This window comes from Listeria sp. LM90SB2, from assembly GCF_028867355.1.
In the GTDB taxonomy this organism is placed as follows: domain Bacteria; phylum Bacillota; class Bacilli; order Lactobacillales; family Listeriaceae; genus Listeria; species Listeria monocytogenes_B.
The window spans coordinates 1,542,965-1,558,592 of sequence record NZ_CP046449.1 but is presented as its reverse complement, the minus strand read 5'-3'; the positions used below and the strand labels follow the sequence as shown (position 1 = coordinate 1,558,592).

Genomic DNA, 15,628 nt, shown 5'->3' with positions numbered 1-15,628 from the left:
GCAAGGAGGAGAAAAAACATGAAAGAAAATAAAGTACAGTGGCAAGTAATTGCGGGGATTATTTTAGCACTCATTATTGCTATTTTTGCAGTTATTAATGTAGATCCAGTAGAAGTAAACTTTTTATTTGCGCAAGCGGAGTGGCCATTAATTTTAATTATTTTAGGCTCTGTTCTTTGTGGTTGTTTAATTATCTTTTTCTTAAATATCGCGAAATCGCGTGGAATGAAGAAACAAGTAAAACAATTAACATCCGAAAAAGCAGAATTAGAACGCCAACTAGCAGCTGCTAAAGCAATGAAAACTCATTCATCTAAAGTAGAAACACGTGATACAGAAAATGTGGTAGACACAACAAAATAAAAAATGGGACGCTGACAAAATATGTTGGCGTTTTTTGTTAGAAGATTCCTCTTGGTTTTTCTAGTGATTTTCGATATAATAGGAAGGTTGAGAGGTGGGGTAATGTGATTCATTCAAAATACTTATGGAATATCGAGGAAGCGGCGGAAGACAAAGCAAGCCAATTAGCAGAACAGCTAAAAATTTCGCTTCCACTTGCAAAACTACTTTGGAAAAGAAAAATTACAACGCAAGGACAATTCGATAAATTTTTCCACCCAGAAAAATATGAAAGCTATGACCCATTTTTATTTGCTGAAATGGATCTTGCGGTTGCTAGAATTAAGCGAGCGATAGAACTAAATGAGCAGATTTTAGTTTACGGAGATTATGATGCAGATGGAGTTACTAGTATTGCCGTTTTAATGAAAACACTGCGGCATTTAGGAGCAAATGCTGAATTTTATATTCCTAATCGTTTTACGGAAGGTTATGGTCCAAATATCACTGCTTTTGATATGGCTAAAAACCAAGGAACGGATTTAATTATTACGGTTGATAATGGTATTGCGGCGCTTGAAGTAATGACGCATGCCAAAGAGATTGGTTTAGATGTTATTGTGACGGATCACCATGAACCACGGGAAGTTATGCCGGAAGCTGTTGCAGTAATTCATCCGAAGCATCCTAAGTCAGCTTATCCTTTTGATGAATTAGCGGGTGTGGGTGTTGCTTATAAGTTATCGCATGCATTACTTGGAGAAGAACCGAAAGAATTGCTTGATTTAGTTGCAGTTGGAACGGTGGCAGATTTAGTTTCTTTAACAGATGAAAATCGCTTACTTGTCCAACTTGGATTGCGCCAATTGCGCGAATCCGCGAACCTTGGACTTTCAGTGTTAGCTAAAAAAGCTAGTTTGAAGTTAGAAGAGGCTACGGAAGAAACTATTGGCTTTGGTTTAGCTCCACGACTGAATGCTGTTGGTCGTTTAGGCCCAGCAGATCCAGCGGCGGATTTACTTTTAACAGAGGATCCAGAAGAAGCACTTTTCTTAGCAGAAGAAATTGATGATGCGAATAAAGAACGTAAACAAATAGTTGTTGATACAACGAAGCTCGCGATGGAGGCAATTGAGGCAAAAGAAACATTAGGAAATGTGCTCGTTGTTTACGGAGAGGGTTGGAATACAGGGATTTTAGGGATAGTTGCTTCTAAATTAGTTGGAACATATTCTCGTCCGGCGATTGTACTAGGAATTGATCCAGTTACTGGAATTGCCAAAGGATCTGGTCGAAGCGTCGATGCATTTCATTTGTATCAAGCGCTTGATAAACATCGTGATTTAATGACTGCATTTGGTGGGCATCCAATGGCTGCGGGTCTTACATTGCCCGCTGAAAATCTAACAGAATTAGAAGCTAAATTACAAGAAGAAGCGAGTTTTCTTTCTGAAGAAGATTTCCGCCCAGCCTTGAAAATAGAAGAGAAAATAAATATTGCGGATGTTTCCGTAGCATTTATTGCTCAACTTGAAAAATTAGCTCCTTTTGGAATGGATAACCCTAAACCAATTTTCTTGTTAGAAAATATGCATTTAAAAGGAACGAAAAGAATTGGGGCAGATAAAACCCATTTAAAAACAATGCTTGCTACAGAGGAAAATGATGCCACTTTAGATTCTATCGGATTTGGTGTAGGCGATTTGGTAGAAAAAATTTCTCCAAATGCAGCCGTGGACGTGGTTGGGGAATTATCCATCAATGAATGGAATAATGTGAAAAAACCACAACTACGCATGATGGACATTCACATCTCGCATTGGCAACTTTTCGATGTACGTAATAAATCTGAGTGGGCTAGGATTCTCCAAGAACAAACAGAATCAAGAGTTTTTGTTTGTTTTGAAGAAAGAACGATTGGCACGCTTGGAGAAAAAAACTATATTTTAGTGGATGAAAAAGCTGATTTTACGGCGGATTTCCAGACAGAAGAACTTGTTTTTGCGGATATGCCAACGAAGACTGAATTAGTGGAAACGATTGTTCGTGAAACGAAACCAGAGCGTATTTTTGTCCATTTTGATGCAGCAGAGGGGAATCAAATTCCAGCAATTCCAGACCGGTTAGCCTTTGCTGAGCTATATAGTCTCATCAAAAAATTCCAACCATTTTCAATTGAAAAGTACACACCACGGCTAATGCAAAAGTTTGGCTGGAATAAAGAGCAAATAGATTTCATGTCAAAGGTGTTTTTTGATTTAGAATTTGCTAAAATGGAAAGTGGTCAGATTATTATTAATGAAGTTGTTGAAAAACGTAATCTGGACGAATCACTTGTTTATCAACAAAAGGTAGAAGAAATAACTACAAGAAAAAAACTGTTGTACTCTAACTATACGGAACTTCATAGTTGGATGGAATCAATGATGGAAACATCAATTTACCCGAATGCGGAGGAACTAGAAAATGGAAATTAAAGATTTACAAGATTATGTAGCGATTGTGAACGATTGGCCCAAAAAAGGGATTGTATTTAAAGACATCACACCCCTTATGAATGACGGAGAAGCATATCGTTTTGCTACAGATAAAATTGTGGAATACGCAAAAGAATTAAAAATTGATATTATTGTTGGACCAGAAGCACGTGGCTTTATTATCGGCTGCCCAGTTGCTTATGCGTTAGGAATTGGTTTTGCGCCTGTTCGTAAACCAGGAAAACTTCCTCGTGAAACAATCGAAATGGAATACGATTTAGAATATGGTACGAATAAATTATCTATGCATAGTGATGCGATTAAACCGGGGCAACGCGTTTTAATTACAGATGATTTACTTGCAACTGGTGGAACAATCGAAGCAACTATCAAACTTGTAGAAGAATTAGGCGGTATTGTTGCTGGTTGTGCTTTCTTAATCGAACTAAAAGAGCTAGAAGGACATAAAAAATTAAATGGTTACGACCGTTTAATCCTTATGCAATTATAAAAATCAAACTACTCCTATTATTTTAGGGGTAGTTTTTTGATTAAAAAGCTGAAAACTGCCAGAAAATGTGAAAAATCAAGGAAAAGTGCTTTCTAAACAAAGACGGCTCATGCTATAATATTAAACAAGAATATTTTTTAGAACACTCAGTTTTTGGGTGTTTTTAAGTTGTATATATGACATGGAGATAAGAGGGTGAATGTAAATGGCGAAAGAACAAAATCTGACAGCTGAGCAGGTCATCGATATGGCTTCTCATTATATGAATCAGGAACATCTAGCGCTCGTAAAAAAAGCGTATGAATTTGCGCGCGATTCTCATAAAGAGCAATTTCGTAAATCAGGTGAGCCGTATATTATTCATCCAATTCAAGTTGCCGGCATTTTAGTCGAATTAAAAATGGATCCATCGACCGTTGCATCTGGATTTTTACATGATGTCGTGGAAGATACGCCAGTCACACTAGCGGATTTAGAAGAAGTTTTTGGCAGTGAAGTTGCCATGCTAGTAGACGGAGTAACGAAACTTGGTAAAATTAAATATAAATCACACGAAGAACAACAAGCTGAAAATCATCGGAAAATGTTCATTGCGATGGCGCAGGATATTCGCGTTATTTTAATCAAACTGGCGGACCGTTTGCATAATATGCGGACATTAAAACATTTGCCCGTGGAAAAACAACGTAGAATTGCGAACGAAACATTAGAAATTTTTGCGCCACTTGCACATCGCTTGGGTATTTCGCGAGTGAAATGGGAGCTGGAAGATACAGCGCTGCGTTATTTAAATCCACAACAATATTATCGCATCGTCCACTTAATGAAACAAAAGCGGGATGCAAGAGAGCGTTATTTGCATGATGTGATTGACGGTGTGAATGAAAATCTAGATGAACTCAATATTCAAGCGGATATTTCTGGAAGACCAAAACATATTTATTCGATTTACCGGAAAATGAGCGAACAAAATAAACAATTTAACGAAATTTATGATTTGTTGGCTGTTCGAATTGTCGTTAGTAGTATCAAGGATTGCTATGCTGTTCTTGGTATTATTCATACGCGCTGGAAACCGATGCCAGGTCGCTTTAAAGATTATATTGCGATGCCGAAGTCGAATATGTATCAATCGATTCACACGACGGTTATAGGGCCTCAAGGCGAACCGCTTGAAGTTCAAATCAGAACGCACGAAATGCACCAAATCGCTGAATACGGGGTTGCGGCACACTGGGCCTATAAAGAAGGCAAAGTGGTTAATTCCAAAACTTCATTCGATAATAAATTAACATGGTTCCGAGAAATTTTAGAATATCAAAATGAATCGGATAATGCGGAAGAGTTTATGGAAAGCTTGAAACTCGACTTATTTTCGGATGTTGTTTACGTATTTACTCCAAAAGGCGATGTGTACGAGTTACCAAATGGCTCTGTACCACTCGATTTTGCTTACCGTGTCCATACCGAAATCGGAAACAAAACAATCGGGGCTAAAATTAACGGAAAAATTGTGACACTCGACTATAAATTAAAAACGGGCGATATTATTGATATTTTAACGTCCAAACATTCTTACGGCCCAAGTCGCGACTGGCTTAAATTAGTTCAAACTTCGCAAGCGCGAAATAAAATTAAACAATTTTTCAAACGACAAGCAAAAGAAGAGAATGTCGAAAAAGGTCGCGATTTAGTTGAGAAAGAAATTAGACAACTTGGATTCGAATCGAAAAAAATTATGACGCCAGAAAATCTTCGTAAATTAGCTGATAAACTAAATTTTTCGCATGAAGATGATTTGTTTGCAGCTGTTGGTTATAATGGCATTACAGCTTTACAAGTAGCTAACCGCTTAACAGAAAAACTTCGAAAAGAACGTGAATTAGAAGCAGAAACAGAGAAGTTATTGACGCAATCAGAAAATAAACCTTCGAATTCAGATGCTAACAATGAGAAACTGAAGATTAAGCATAATGCAGGAGTAGTTGTTCAAGGAGTAGGTAATCTATTGATTCGACTATCCAGATGTTGTAATCCAGTGCCTGGTGATGCTATCGTTGGTTATATTACAAAAGGTCGAGGCATTTCTATACATCGTCAAGATTGCCCAAATGTTCAAGCTATTGAACCAGAGCGGCTGATCGAAGTGGACTGGGAAGATGCTGATTCACAAGCGAAAAATGACTATAATGTAGACATCGAAATTTATGGCTATAATCGTAACGGTTTGCTAAATGATATTCTACAAGTGATTAACAGTCTAACTTCCAATATTAACGGCGTCAATGCTAAGGTTGATAACAACAAGATGGCAACATTAGTGGTCACGCTACAGATTCATAATATTAATCATTTACAACGTGTAGTGGATAAAATAAAACAAATTCCAGATGTTTATACAGTGAGAAGATTAATGAACTAAAGGAGTGGAGAAGCGATGCGTGTACTACTGCAACGGTGTTATGAAGCTTCCGTGAGTGTGGAGGAGGAAGTCATTAGCGAAATAGCTGGAGGTCTTTGTTTATTAGTTGGATTCACCCATAAAGATACCCCAGAAACCGTGGACTATATGGCAAAAAAAATCGTTGGATTACGAATTTTTGAAGATGAATCCGAGAAGATGAATATTTCTTTAGCAGAACGAGGCGGCGCGATTCTTAGCGTTTCCCAGTTCACTTTATACGCTGATGTAAGTAGAGGAAAACGTCCAAGCTTTACAAAATCCGCCCCAGCAGAAAAAGCAGAAACACTGTATGACTTATTTAATCAAAAACTTACAGAAGCGGGTTTTATTGTTGAAACTGGAGTATTTGGCGCAATGATGGATGTGAAAATTGTCAATCACGGTCCAGTAACAATAATGCTCGATTCAGATGAAATGCGTAAATAAAAAAACAATCATTCAGTCTCCTGAATGATTGTTTTTTTTAATTAGAGAAGTAATTAGATAGGCCATCTGTTACTGATTCAGCGATTTGGCTTCTGTATGATGCTGAGTTGATATTACTTTCATCTTTTGCAGAACTTAGATAACCAAGTTCTAGAAGGACTGCTGGTTGAGAATTTTCTCTGACTACATAATAATCGCCGACTCTTGCACCACGATTAGTAGTAGGGAGGTCTTTCCCGAGCGTAGTATTAATACTTTCAGCAAGCGATTTATCACTATTATCATAATAATAAGTTGTTTGCCCGCTTACCCCTTTGCTCGCGTCTTCTAAGCTATCAAAGTGAATACTAATAAACACATCTGCATTATTTTCGGCAGCTATATTTGTTCTTCCTTTTAGAGAGACATATTTATCACTGTTTCTCGTTAGGATTACTTTAGCGCCTCTAGCTTCTAATTTTTGTTTTAATTGTTTTGCTGTCTTCAAAGTCATTTCTTTTTCAATTGTGCCATTTGACCCTTTAGCGCCCGGATCGTTGCCACCGTGTCCGGGGTCAATAACGATGGTTGCTTCGGATAATTTGGTTGTTTTGCTTCGAGGGCTGGATGTTTGACCTTTGTCAGAAACATCGACTACCCAGTTAGCTACATAACCTTCTTCGCCGCTTGTCGTACGTATCTTATACCAGTCACCTTGTACTCCTTGAATAGCGAACCCTTGACCAGAATTTGCTTTTTCGATGACGGCGCCATCACGACTTGGCTTATTTCTAATATTAGTGGAGTCATCGCGAATGGTTACTGTTTGTAGCTCACTTTCATCTACTTTTGTAACAGATTCACGAATCGTTAAGTAATCGGAGCTAACCCATGCGCTTGTACCGTTATATTGGATTTGCGCCCAGCCGTTTTGTTGGCTAGTAACTGTTACTTGATCACCATTATTTAGCAATCCAAGTGCTTTACTTGAGGTACTTGGTTTTTCACGTACATTCAAACCGCCGTCAGAAGAAACGATAGCGACGCTGTTACTTGCTGCGCTGACATCAGTGTTTTCTACTAACCAGCTTGCAACCCAACCGCTATTTCCGTTATCTAACTGAACTTTGTACCATTGATTTTCTTCACCGACTACCCGGAGTACTTCATTTTTTCTGGCTTGGCTCGTTACATCATATGCTAAACCAGGACCGCTGCGGACATTCAAGACTTCTGCTTTGACGACTACGGAATTCGCGTTCGCCATTGCTATGGTTGTAAAAATACCTGCTGCAATCAATAAAATGGAGACAACGGTGATAAAAATGAATTTATTCTTCATTTAAAGCTAACACCACCCATATACTCATAAACTTTTATCTGACAGTAAAATGTTACCATAAAATGCGCTTTCATGGAACTAGAAAGTGGTTTTTTATAAAAAAACTGGCAAAATGTTGACTTTTCAGTGTGTTTTTAGTAATCTTAGAATAATTCATATTTAAAACTAGCGACAGAGAAAAGTAAGGAAATCCATGCTATACAGAGAATTTATCCCATTTGGCTGAAAGGATAAAGATAGTCACATTTTCTGAAAAGACACTCTCGAGGTTTCTTGTTGAAAACAGTAAGCAAGAACGTATTCAGGCGTTAACTGACTTAAGTGAGGACTCATTAGTAGTTCTAATTAGGGTGGTACCACGGGTGTAAACAAACTCTCGTCCCTTGTTTTTTATAACAAGTGACGGGGGTTTTTCTTTATATTTTGAAGTGAAAAAGGAGGCTTATGGTGATGGATTTGCAATTACCGAGAGGGACACGAGATATTTTGCCAGAAGAGGTTAGTAAATGGCATTTTTTAGAGACAGAGTTTAAAAAAGTGTGTGAGAACTATCAATATGAAGAAATTAGAACACCTGTTTTTGAACATACAGAATTATTTGAACGCGGGGTTGGTGATTCCACCGATATCGTATCAAAAGAAATGTACACTTTCCAAGATAAGGGTGGCAGAAGTTTAACGCTGAGACCAGAGGGGACCGCTTCTGTTGTTCGTGCTTTTGTTGAGCATAAATTATACGGCGAAGTAAGCCAACCAATCAAAATGTATTATAATGAGCCAATGTTTCGTTATGAACGACCACAAGGCGGAAGACAACGCCAGTTTACTCAAATGGGCATTGAGGCGCTTGGAAGTGATGATCCTTCTATTGATGTAGAAGTAATTTCACTAGCAATGGAGTTTTTCCGAAAAATTGGTCTAATAAATATTAAATTGGTCATTAATAGTCTTGGTGATAAAGAAAGTCGTCTAAAACACCGGGAAGCCCTGGTTGCGCATTTTGAACCACATATTGATGAATTTTGTGCGGAATGCCAAGTGCGGTTACACAAAAATCCACTGCGTATTTTAGACTGTAAAAAAGATCATGACAATCCACTAATTCAATCGGCACCATCTATTCTGGACTTTTTAAATGAAGAATCTGTTGCCTATTTTGAAAATGTAAAAAAATACTTAAATGCGCTAGAGATTCCGTTTGAAATTGATTCAACGATGGTTCGTGGTTTAGATTATTATAACCATACGACATTTGAAATTATGAGCGTAGAAGAAGGATTTGGCGCGAAAACAACGCTTTGTGGTGGCGGAAGATATCACGGTTTAGTGAGAGAGTTTGGTGGCCCAGATACACCAGGAATGGGCTTTGGTATTGGTGTGGAACGTATTTTACTGGCGCTAGAAAAAGCGGACATCAAAATACCTGCGAAAAAACCGTTAGAGGTTTATGTGATTACAGCGCAACCGGAAGCAGAACTAAAAGCCGTAACACTCGTAAATAAATTAAGACAAAACGGCATTAGTGCAGAAAAAGATTACTTAAAACGTAAATTCAAAGCACAACTAAAAGACGCCAATAGAAAAAATGCCGTATATACCATTATTCTTGGTGAAGAAGAATTACAAACAGGCAATTATCAATTGAAAAATATGGAAACAGGCGAGCAAGAAGCTGTGTCTGAAACAACTATACTAGAAAAATTAATAAACACCAAGGGGGAGAATTAAAATGGAAAAACGTACAAGTTACTGCGGTGAATTAAACGAAGCGCATATTGGTCAAAGTGTTGTCCTTCATGGGTGGGTGCAAAAAAGACGCGACTTAGGTGGTTTAATTTTTATTGATTTACGTGATCGCGAAGGAATTGTCCAAGTTGTTTTCAATCCTGAATTTTCGAAAGAAGCGCTTGAAATCGCTGATAGTGTTCGAAATGAATTTGTTGTTACTATTAAAGGGACAGTCCATGCTCGTGGTGAAAAAGCTATCAATGATAAATTAGCGACTGGTAAAGTAGAAGTTTTAGCAGAAGAAATTACCATTTTAAATACGTCTAAAACACCACCATTTTATATTGAAGATGGCGTGAATGTTTCGGATGAATTGCGTTTGAAATACCGTTATTTAGACTTACGACGCCCGGAAATGAACAACATTTTCAAAATGCGTCACACGGTAACGAGAACGTTCCGCAATAAGCTGGATGCACTCGGATTCTTTGATATTGAAACACCTTATTTAACGAAAAGTACGCCAGAAGGTGCACGCGATTATCTTGTACCAAGTCGTGTTTACCCTGGTAACTTCTATGCATTGCCACAATCTCCGCAAATTTTAAAACAGTTACTAATGACTGCTGGGTTTGATAAATATTACCAAATCGTACGTTGCTTCCGCGATGAGGATTTGCGCGGTGACCGTCAACCTGAATTTACACAAATCGATTTAGAGACTAGCTTTTTAACGAAAGAAGAAATCCAAGCGATTACGGAAGATATGTTAGTAGATGTAGTGAAAGAAGCGAAAAATATTACTATCGACAAACCGTTTCCTCGTATGACATATAAAGAAGCAATGGATCGTTTTGGCAGTGATAAACCAGATATTCGTTTTGGTTTAGAATTAGTAAATGTATCCGATGTCGTAAAAGATGTTGATTTTAAAGTTTTCCAATCCGCAATCGAAAATGGTGGAGAAGTGAAAGCAATCAATGCAAAAGCAGCCGCAGCTAATTTTTCACGCAAAGATTTAGATGCACTAGGTGTTTTTGTTGCTAACTACGGGGCAAAAGGTCTTGCTTGGTTAAAAGTAGAGGCTGGTGAACTGAAAGGCCCGATTGCTAAATTCTTCCCTGAAGAAAAAGCAACAGAACTAAAAGCATCTCTACAAGCAGAAGATGGCGATTTATTACTATTTGCAGCTGATAAAGCAGATATCGTTGCAGCATCACTGGGGGCGCTTCGTAATAAACTTGGTAAAGAGTTAAACTTAATCAATGAAGAAGAACTTGCTTTCTTATGGGTGACTGATTGGCCGTTATTTGAATATGATGAAGAAGCAGGGCGCTATGTATCTGCGCATCATCCATTCACTTTACCAAAAGAAGAAGATATTCCACTTCTTGAAACGGACTCTTCTAAAGTAATGGCAGAAGCTTATGATATCGTATTAAATGGATATGAAATCGGCGGAGGTTCATTACGGATTTATAAAAAAGAAGTGCAAGAATCGATGTTCCGTGCACTTGGCTTTACGGATGAATCAGCGAAAGAACAATTTGGCTTCCTAATGGATGCGTTAGAATATGGTACACCGCCTCATGGTGGTATCGCGCTTGGATTAGATCGTATCGTTATGATCTTAGCTGGCCGAAATAACTTGCGTGACACAATAGCATTCCCTAAAACAGGTAGTGCAGTGGATCCGCTAACAAATGCACCAGGTGAAGTGAGTGAAGCACAGCTAGCAGAGTTGAAACTCGAGACAGTGAAAAAAGAAACAAACTAAAAAAAGAAGGTGAGCGCAAATGCTCACCTTCTTTTCGTTTTAAAAATCATCACTTAATTCTTGAATGTTTTCAACGTGTACTTTATTAACTAATAACCCTCGATTGGAATCATTGGACCAGAATGGGCCGTCCAATTCTTTCGCTTCACTGGAGCTGATTTTATTTTTATTATAAAAAGTGGCTTCCACATTGTAGCGATTCCCTTTTTTTACTGCATCCCAACTCTCTTCAGAAAGTGGTAGTGTAATTGATTTGTTTCCAGCGCCATCAATTTTGCCAGTGATGGTATTGTTTTTTGATTTTTGGTCCACCACGAAATTAAAGGTAACGTCTACTTTTGACGAAGCGTGTTGATAAAGATAATAACCGCCAAAAAGCAGGATAGCTACTAGAACGGTGAAAATGGGGATTTTACGCATAGGGAATTTCGCGCCTCCTTATCTGTTCTAAACGTTCTTCCTTTTTCATTATAAGTGTAAAAGCTAAGAAGCGGAAGGGGTAAACGCCATTTCTCATTGATTTTTTAGAATAGAGGCCCCATTTTTAATTAATTCACCATTTTAACTATTCATTTTGATGGTTTATCTTGTAATGCGTCGATTCCGGTTTCGCCAGTGCTGATTTTAACGACTTCTGCAAGTGGGTAAATAAATACTTTTCCGTCGCCGGGTTCGCCAGTACGTAGCGTTTCTTTAACGACACGAAGTACATCCTCAACCGGGACAGTGGAAACAACGATTTCAATTTTCATTCGTTCATGAATATTGCTTTCTTTTTTTGTGCCACGATAAAGTTCGATAAATCCTTTTTCTAACCCAGTACCGAGTGCTTTTGTGACAGTTAGGCCGCTTACGCCGATTTTCGCAAGTTCTTTTTGAAACAAGTGAAAGCGGTTTGGGCGAGTAATGATTTCGATTTTTGTTAATCCAGACATATTGTTGCCTCCTTTATTCTTGATATGCTTTTTCGCCGTGCAGCGTCAAATCAAGTCCTTTATATTCTTGTTCTTCGTTTACACGGATTGGTAAAAATAGTTTGATAATTACGACGATTATTGCTGTCGCTATAGCCACATATGCTACCGTTGAACCAATGGCGATTAATTGTTTTACTACGAGAGAAGCATTGCCGTAGAATAATCCGTCTGCTCCAGCTTCATTTACTTTTGTTGTGGCGAAAAGGCCGGTTGCGATACCACCCCAAATACCTCCGATTCCATGAAGTCCGAATGCATCAAGTGCATCATCATATTTTACTTTTCCTTTCAACCAGAACACAGCCCAGAAGCATAGTGCTCCGCCGAGGAAACCAATGATAAGTGAACTTGGAACGGTAACAAATCCAGCGGCAGGGGTAATGGATACTAAACCAGCAATTGCTCCGGAAATGGTTCCAAGCATAGTTGGCTTTTTATTCGTCAACCATTCAACCAAACCCCAACCGATAATACCTGCAGCAGCAGCTGTATTCGTATTAACAAAAGCTATCATAGCCACATTATCAATTGTAAGGGCGCTACCAACATTAAAACCATACCAACCAAACCAAACTAGAATACCACCAATAAGCGCTAAAGGTAAATTATGAGGTGAAGCAGAATCGGCTTCTTTTCTACGTCCAATCATAATTGCAAGAACTAACCCTGTTACACCTGAACTAATATGAACAACATTCCCACCGGCGAAATCAAGTGCACCGAGATTACGTAACCAACCACCGTCACCCCAAACCCAGTGAGCAACAGGGGAATAAACAAGTAACGACCATAAGATAATGAAAATCAAATAAGCGGAGAAATTCATTCTTTCTGCAAATGCCCCAGAAATGATAGCTACAGTCAAAATTGCGAAAGTCATTTGAAACATCATGAATAGAATATGTGGAATAGCATCTGAGTAAGTATCGTTTGCTGCGAAGCCAACATTATGGAGGAAGGTCCAGTCAAAACTTCCTATAAAGCCGTTTCCAGGGGCGAAAGCTAATGAATACCCAACTATCACCCAAAGGATAGATATAATTGCCATTGAACTAAAACTATACATGGCCGTACTCAACACATTTTTGCGTCGAACCATCCCACCGTAAAATAATGCAATACCTGGTGTCATTAACCAAACCAATAAAGTACAAAAGAACATAAATACTGATTCCATACTCAACTCTCCTTTTTGTTAGATAAACTAACATGTAATATATTATTTATGCGTTTATAATACACTATATTTTAATAAAGGCAAGAATATTTTATCAATTCAATAAATTTGGTTAGATTATCTAACATAAAACGGTTTCAATTGTTTGCTTTTGATGTTTATTTCGGAATAATCAGATAATAATAGACTGTATTTTCCGTTTCGATGGCAGATAAAAAGCCTATTCGAAAATAGGCTTTTTTCATTAAATATAAAACATGTAACCATCCGATAGTTCAGCATCCGTAGAATGTTTTAATAAGTCAGCAAGTGTTGTTTGATCTAACACGTCACGGACAGCATTGCGCATTCGTGTCCATAATTCACGCTGAGCAGCTTCTTCATCTTCCATACTTTCGACAAGTACAATCGGGCCTTCCAGTGTGCGGATGATGTCACCTGCAGTAATTTTTTCAGGATCGCCGTTCAAAACGTAGCCACCATGAGCCCCGCGGATACTTTTAACAATTCCTGCATTATGAAGGGGACCGATTAACTGCTCTAAATAATGTTCCGATAAATTTTTATCTTGGGCGATACTACGAAGAGAAATTGGGCCATCACCAATTCTTTTTGCGAGTTCAAGTGTTATTGTTAGGCCATAGCGACCTTTTGTTGTAATCTTCATTTTTATTTAACCTCCAGTAATTTCAAAACCGCTTATACCGCATCTATTATATCGGAATTACAGAAAGAAGGCAAAGGAAACAAGTGGGTGAACGCACAGATGTTCTTATGTTATAATAGTAAACAAGCAAATAAGAAGGAGCGGTTATATGGCAATTCAACCTTTAGCTTACCGGATGCGCCCGAAAGCACTAGATGAAATCGTGGGACAAACGCATTTAGTCGGTAAAGATAAAATTATTTATCGGATGGTCAAAGCAAAACAATTATCTTCTATGATATTATACGGGCCGCCCGGAATTGGAAAAACCTCGATTGCAAGTGCGATTGCTGGAAGTACAAAATATGCATTCCGTACATTAAATGCAGTTACCAATAATAAAAAAGATATGGAAGTTGTAGCAGCCGAGGCGAAAATGAGCGGCACGGTTATTCTTCTTTTAGATGAAGTACATCGGTTGGATAAAGCGAAACAAGATTTTTTATTACCATTACTTGAAAGTGGCGCGATTATCTTAATAGGTGCAACGACAAGTAATCCTTATATCGCGATTAATCCGGCTATTCGAAGCCGAACGCAAATTTTCGAGTTAAAACCTCTAACGGTAGAAGATATTATGATAACAATGGACCGGGCGCTTTCAGATAAAGAACGCGGGCTTGGGAATTATGATGTAGAAATAGATGAGGTTGCGAAAAAACATTTTGCAACGGCGAGTAACGGCGATGTGCGAAGTGCGCTGAATGCCTTAGAGTTAGCTGTCATTTCTTCTGAACCAAATGAGGATGGTGTGATTCATATTACGCTCGATGTGGCAGAGGAGTGTTTACAAAAGAAAAGTTTAGCCCATGACAAAGACGGCGATGCCCATTATGATGTATTAAGTGCTTTTCAAAAATCGGTTCGTGGTAGCGATGTGAATGCGGCACTCCATTATATGGGACGTTTAATTGAGGCGGGAGATTTAGTCAGTATTAGCCGGAGAATGCTCGTTATGGCATATGAGGATATTGGTCTTGCGAGTCCACAGGCCGGGGCGCATACACTCGCAGCCATTCAAACCGCAGAAAAAGTCGGGTTTCCTGAAGCGAGAATTCCGCTCGCCAATGCTGTCATCGAGCTTTGCCTTTCGCCTAAATCCAATTCTGCTATTATGGCGATTGATGCGGCACTAGCAGATATTCGCCAAGGAAAAAGTGGAGAAGTGCCAGATCATTTGCGAGATGGACATTATTCTGGTGCAGAAAAACTTGGACGAGCGATTGATTATAAATATCCACATAATTATGATAACGCTTGGGTGGATCAACAATATTTACCAGATCGTCTTAAAAACAAATTGTATTATGCGCCGAAATTCACTTCTAAATTTGAGCAGACAATTGCTGGTGTGTATCAAAAAATTAACGAAAATAAAGCAAAAAAAGAATAAAAAAAGTGCCAAATGAAAAGTCGCTAACATTGAAATTTCGTCTTTTCTATGGTATTCTAAATGAAGAAAAGAAACCCTAATGTATTCGATATAGTTCCTAATATTTTTGAACCGAACAATTTTTTATACCTAGGGAGCTTGGAGTTCCGGCGCGGCGCACATGCCTTCACACGAGGAAGTGCAAACCGTTAGACAGAGCACCCACCTGCTTTAATTGATAGCGGGTTCAAAGGAAGGGAATCCTAAACGGTACGATTGGGGTTTCTTTTTTGCGTGTAAATAGGAGTTATTCCTCTTTACTTTACAGGAGTATTGCTGTTACAATAAGA

The 15,628-nt window shown here is 38.4% G+C and carries 13 protein-coding genes, 1 other RNA gene and 1 other annotated feature; of the genes, 9 read left to right on the top strand and 5 right to left on the bottom strand.

The window, feature by feature from the left end; translation table 11 throughout:
* The first annotated feature begins 18 nt into the window (after positions 1 to 18).
* The 5 genes from GL301_RS07745 (at position 19) to dtd (ending at position 6,220) form a co-directional block, all read left to right on the top strand.
* The gene (locus GL301_RS07745) at positions 19 to 363 is read left to right on the top strand and encodes a LapA family protein (protein ID WP_003726593.1); all 345 of its coding nucleotides are present in this window, start codon (positions 19 to 21) and stop codon (positions 361 to 363) included.
* Positions 364 to 467: 104 nt separating this feature from the next.
* Positions 468 to 2,819, top strand: a complete 2,352-nt coding sequence (gene recJ, locus GL301_RS07740) for a single-stranded-DNA-specific exonuclease RecJ (RefSeq protein ID WP_070298269.1) — start codon at positions 468 to 470, stop codon at positions 2,817 to 2,819.
* Positions 2,809 to 3,330 (top strand): adenine phosphoribosyltransferase, encoded by a 522-nt coding sequence (locus GL301_RS07735; RefSeq protein WP_003727399.1) that lies wholly within the window; start codon positions 2,809 to 2,811, stop codon positions 3,328 to 3,330. The genes recJ and GL301_RS07735 overlap by 11 nt, the downstream gene beginning before the upstream one ends.
* A 205-nt stretch (positions 3,331 to 3,535) precedes the next feature.
* Complete coding sequence (locus tag GL301_RS07730; protein WP_003727400.1) at positions 3,536 to 5,752, top strand: RelA/SpoT family protein; 2,217 nt, start codon at positions 3,536 to 3,538, stop codon at positions 5,750 to 5,752.
* Positions 5,753 to 5,767: 15 nt separating this feature from the next.
* Complete coding sequence (gene dtd / locus GL301_RS07725; RefSeq protein ID WP_003731162.1) at positions 5,768 to 6,220, top strand: D-aminoacyl-tRNA deacylase; 453 nt, start codon at positions 5,768 to 5,770, stop codon at positions 6,218 to 6,220.
* Between the two features lie 37 nt (positions 6,221 to 6,257).
* On the opposite strand, the gene GL301_RS07720 is transcribed toward dtd, so the two are convergent.
* Positions 6,258 to 7,541, bottom strand: coding sequence for an N-acetylmuramoyl-L-alanine amidase family protein (locus GL301_RS07720; RefSeq protein ID WP_003726769.1), 1,284 nt, complete (start codon positions 7,539 to 7,541; stop codon positions 6,258 to 6,260).
* A 159-nt stretch (positions 7,542 to 7,700) separates the two neighbouring features.
* Positions 7,701 to 7,928, top strand: a binding site (T-box leader).
* A 63-nt stretch (positions 7,929 to 7,991) separates the two neighbouring features.
* Between GL301_RS07720 and hisS the strand changes: the two genes are divergently transcribed.
* Both hisS and aspS read left to right on the top strand, forming a co-directional pair.
* Positions 7,992 to 9,269, top strand: coding sequence for a histidine--tRNA ligase (gene hisS, locus GL301_RS07715; RefSeq protein WP_003726853.1), 1,278 nt, complete (start codon positions 7,992 to 7,994; stop codon positions 9,267 to 9,269).
* Position 9,270: 1 nt separating this feature from the next.
* On the top strand, positions 9,271 to 11,046 hold the full coding sequence (gene aspS, locus GL301_RS07710) for an aspartate--tRNA ligase (protein ID WP_010958907.1): 1,776 nt from the start codon (positions 9,271 to 9,273) through the stop codon (positions 11,044 to 11,046).
* A gap of 39 nt (positions 11,047 to 11,085) precedes the next feature.
* Here aspS and GL301_RS07705 read toward each other — a convergent pair whose 3' ends face one another.
* The 4 genes from GL301_RS07705 to cymR form a co-directional block, all read right to left on the bottom strand.
* Positions 11,086 to 11,466 (bottom strand): hypothetical protein, encoded by a 381-nt coding sequence (locus GL301_RS07705; protein ID WP_003727404.1) that lies wholly within the window; start codon positions 11,464 to 11,466, stop codon positions 11,086 to 11,088.
* Positions 11,467 to 11,615: 149 nt separating this feature from the next.
* Positions 11,616 to 11,981, bottom strand: coding sequence for a P-II family nitrogen regulator (locus tag GL301_RS07700; protein ID WP_003723521.1), 366 nt, complete (start codon positions 11,979 to 11,981; stop codon positions 11,616 to 11,618).
* Positions 11,982 to 11,994: 13 nt separating this feature from the next.
* Positions 11,995 to 13,200, bottom strand: coding sequence for an ammonium transporter (locus GL301_RS07695; RefSeq protein ID WP_003727405.1), 1,206 nt, complete (start codon positions 13,198 to 13,200; stop codon positions 11,995 to 11,997).
* A 244-nt stretch (positions 13,201 to 13,444) separates the two neighbouring features.
* Positions 13,445 to 13,867: a cysteine metabolism transcriptional regulator CymR gene (gene cymR, locus GL301_RS07690; protein WP_274758622.1), complete on the bottom strand. Its 423-nt coding sequence runs from the start codon at positions 13,865 to 13,867 to the stop codon at positions 13,445 to 13,447.
* A 148-nt stretch (positions 13,868 to 14,015) separates the two neighbouring features.
* On the opposite strand from cymR, the gene GL301_RS07685 reads away from it, so the two are divergent.
* Both GL301_RS07685 and ssrS read left to right on the top strand, forming a co-directional pair.
* Complete coding sequence (locus GL301_RS07685; RefSeq protein ID WP_003726725.1) at positions 14,016 to 15,299, top strand: replication-associated recombination protein A; 1,284 nt, start codon at positions 14,016 to 14,018, stop codon at positions 15,297 to 15,299.
* Between the two features lie 70 nt (positions 15,300 to 15,369).
* Positions 15,370 to 15,565: non-coding RNA, 6S RNA (gene ssrS, locus GL301_RS07680), on the top strand.
* Positions 15,566 to 15,628: the final 63 nt, after the last annotated feature.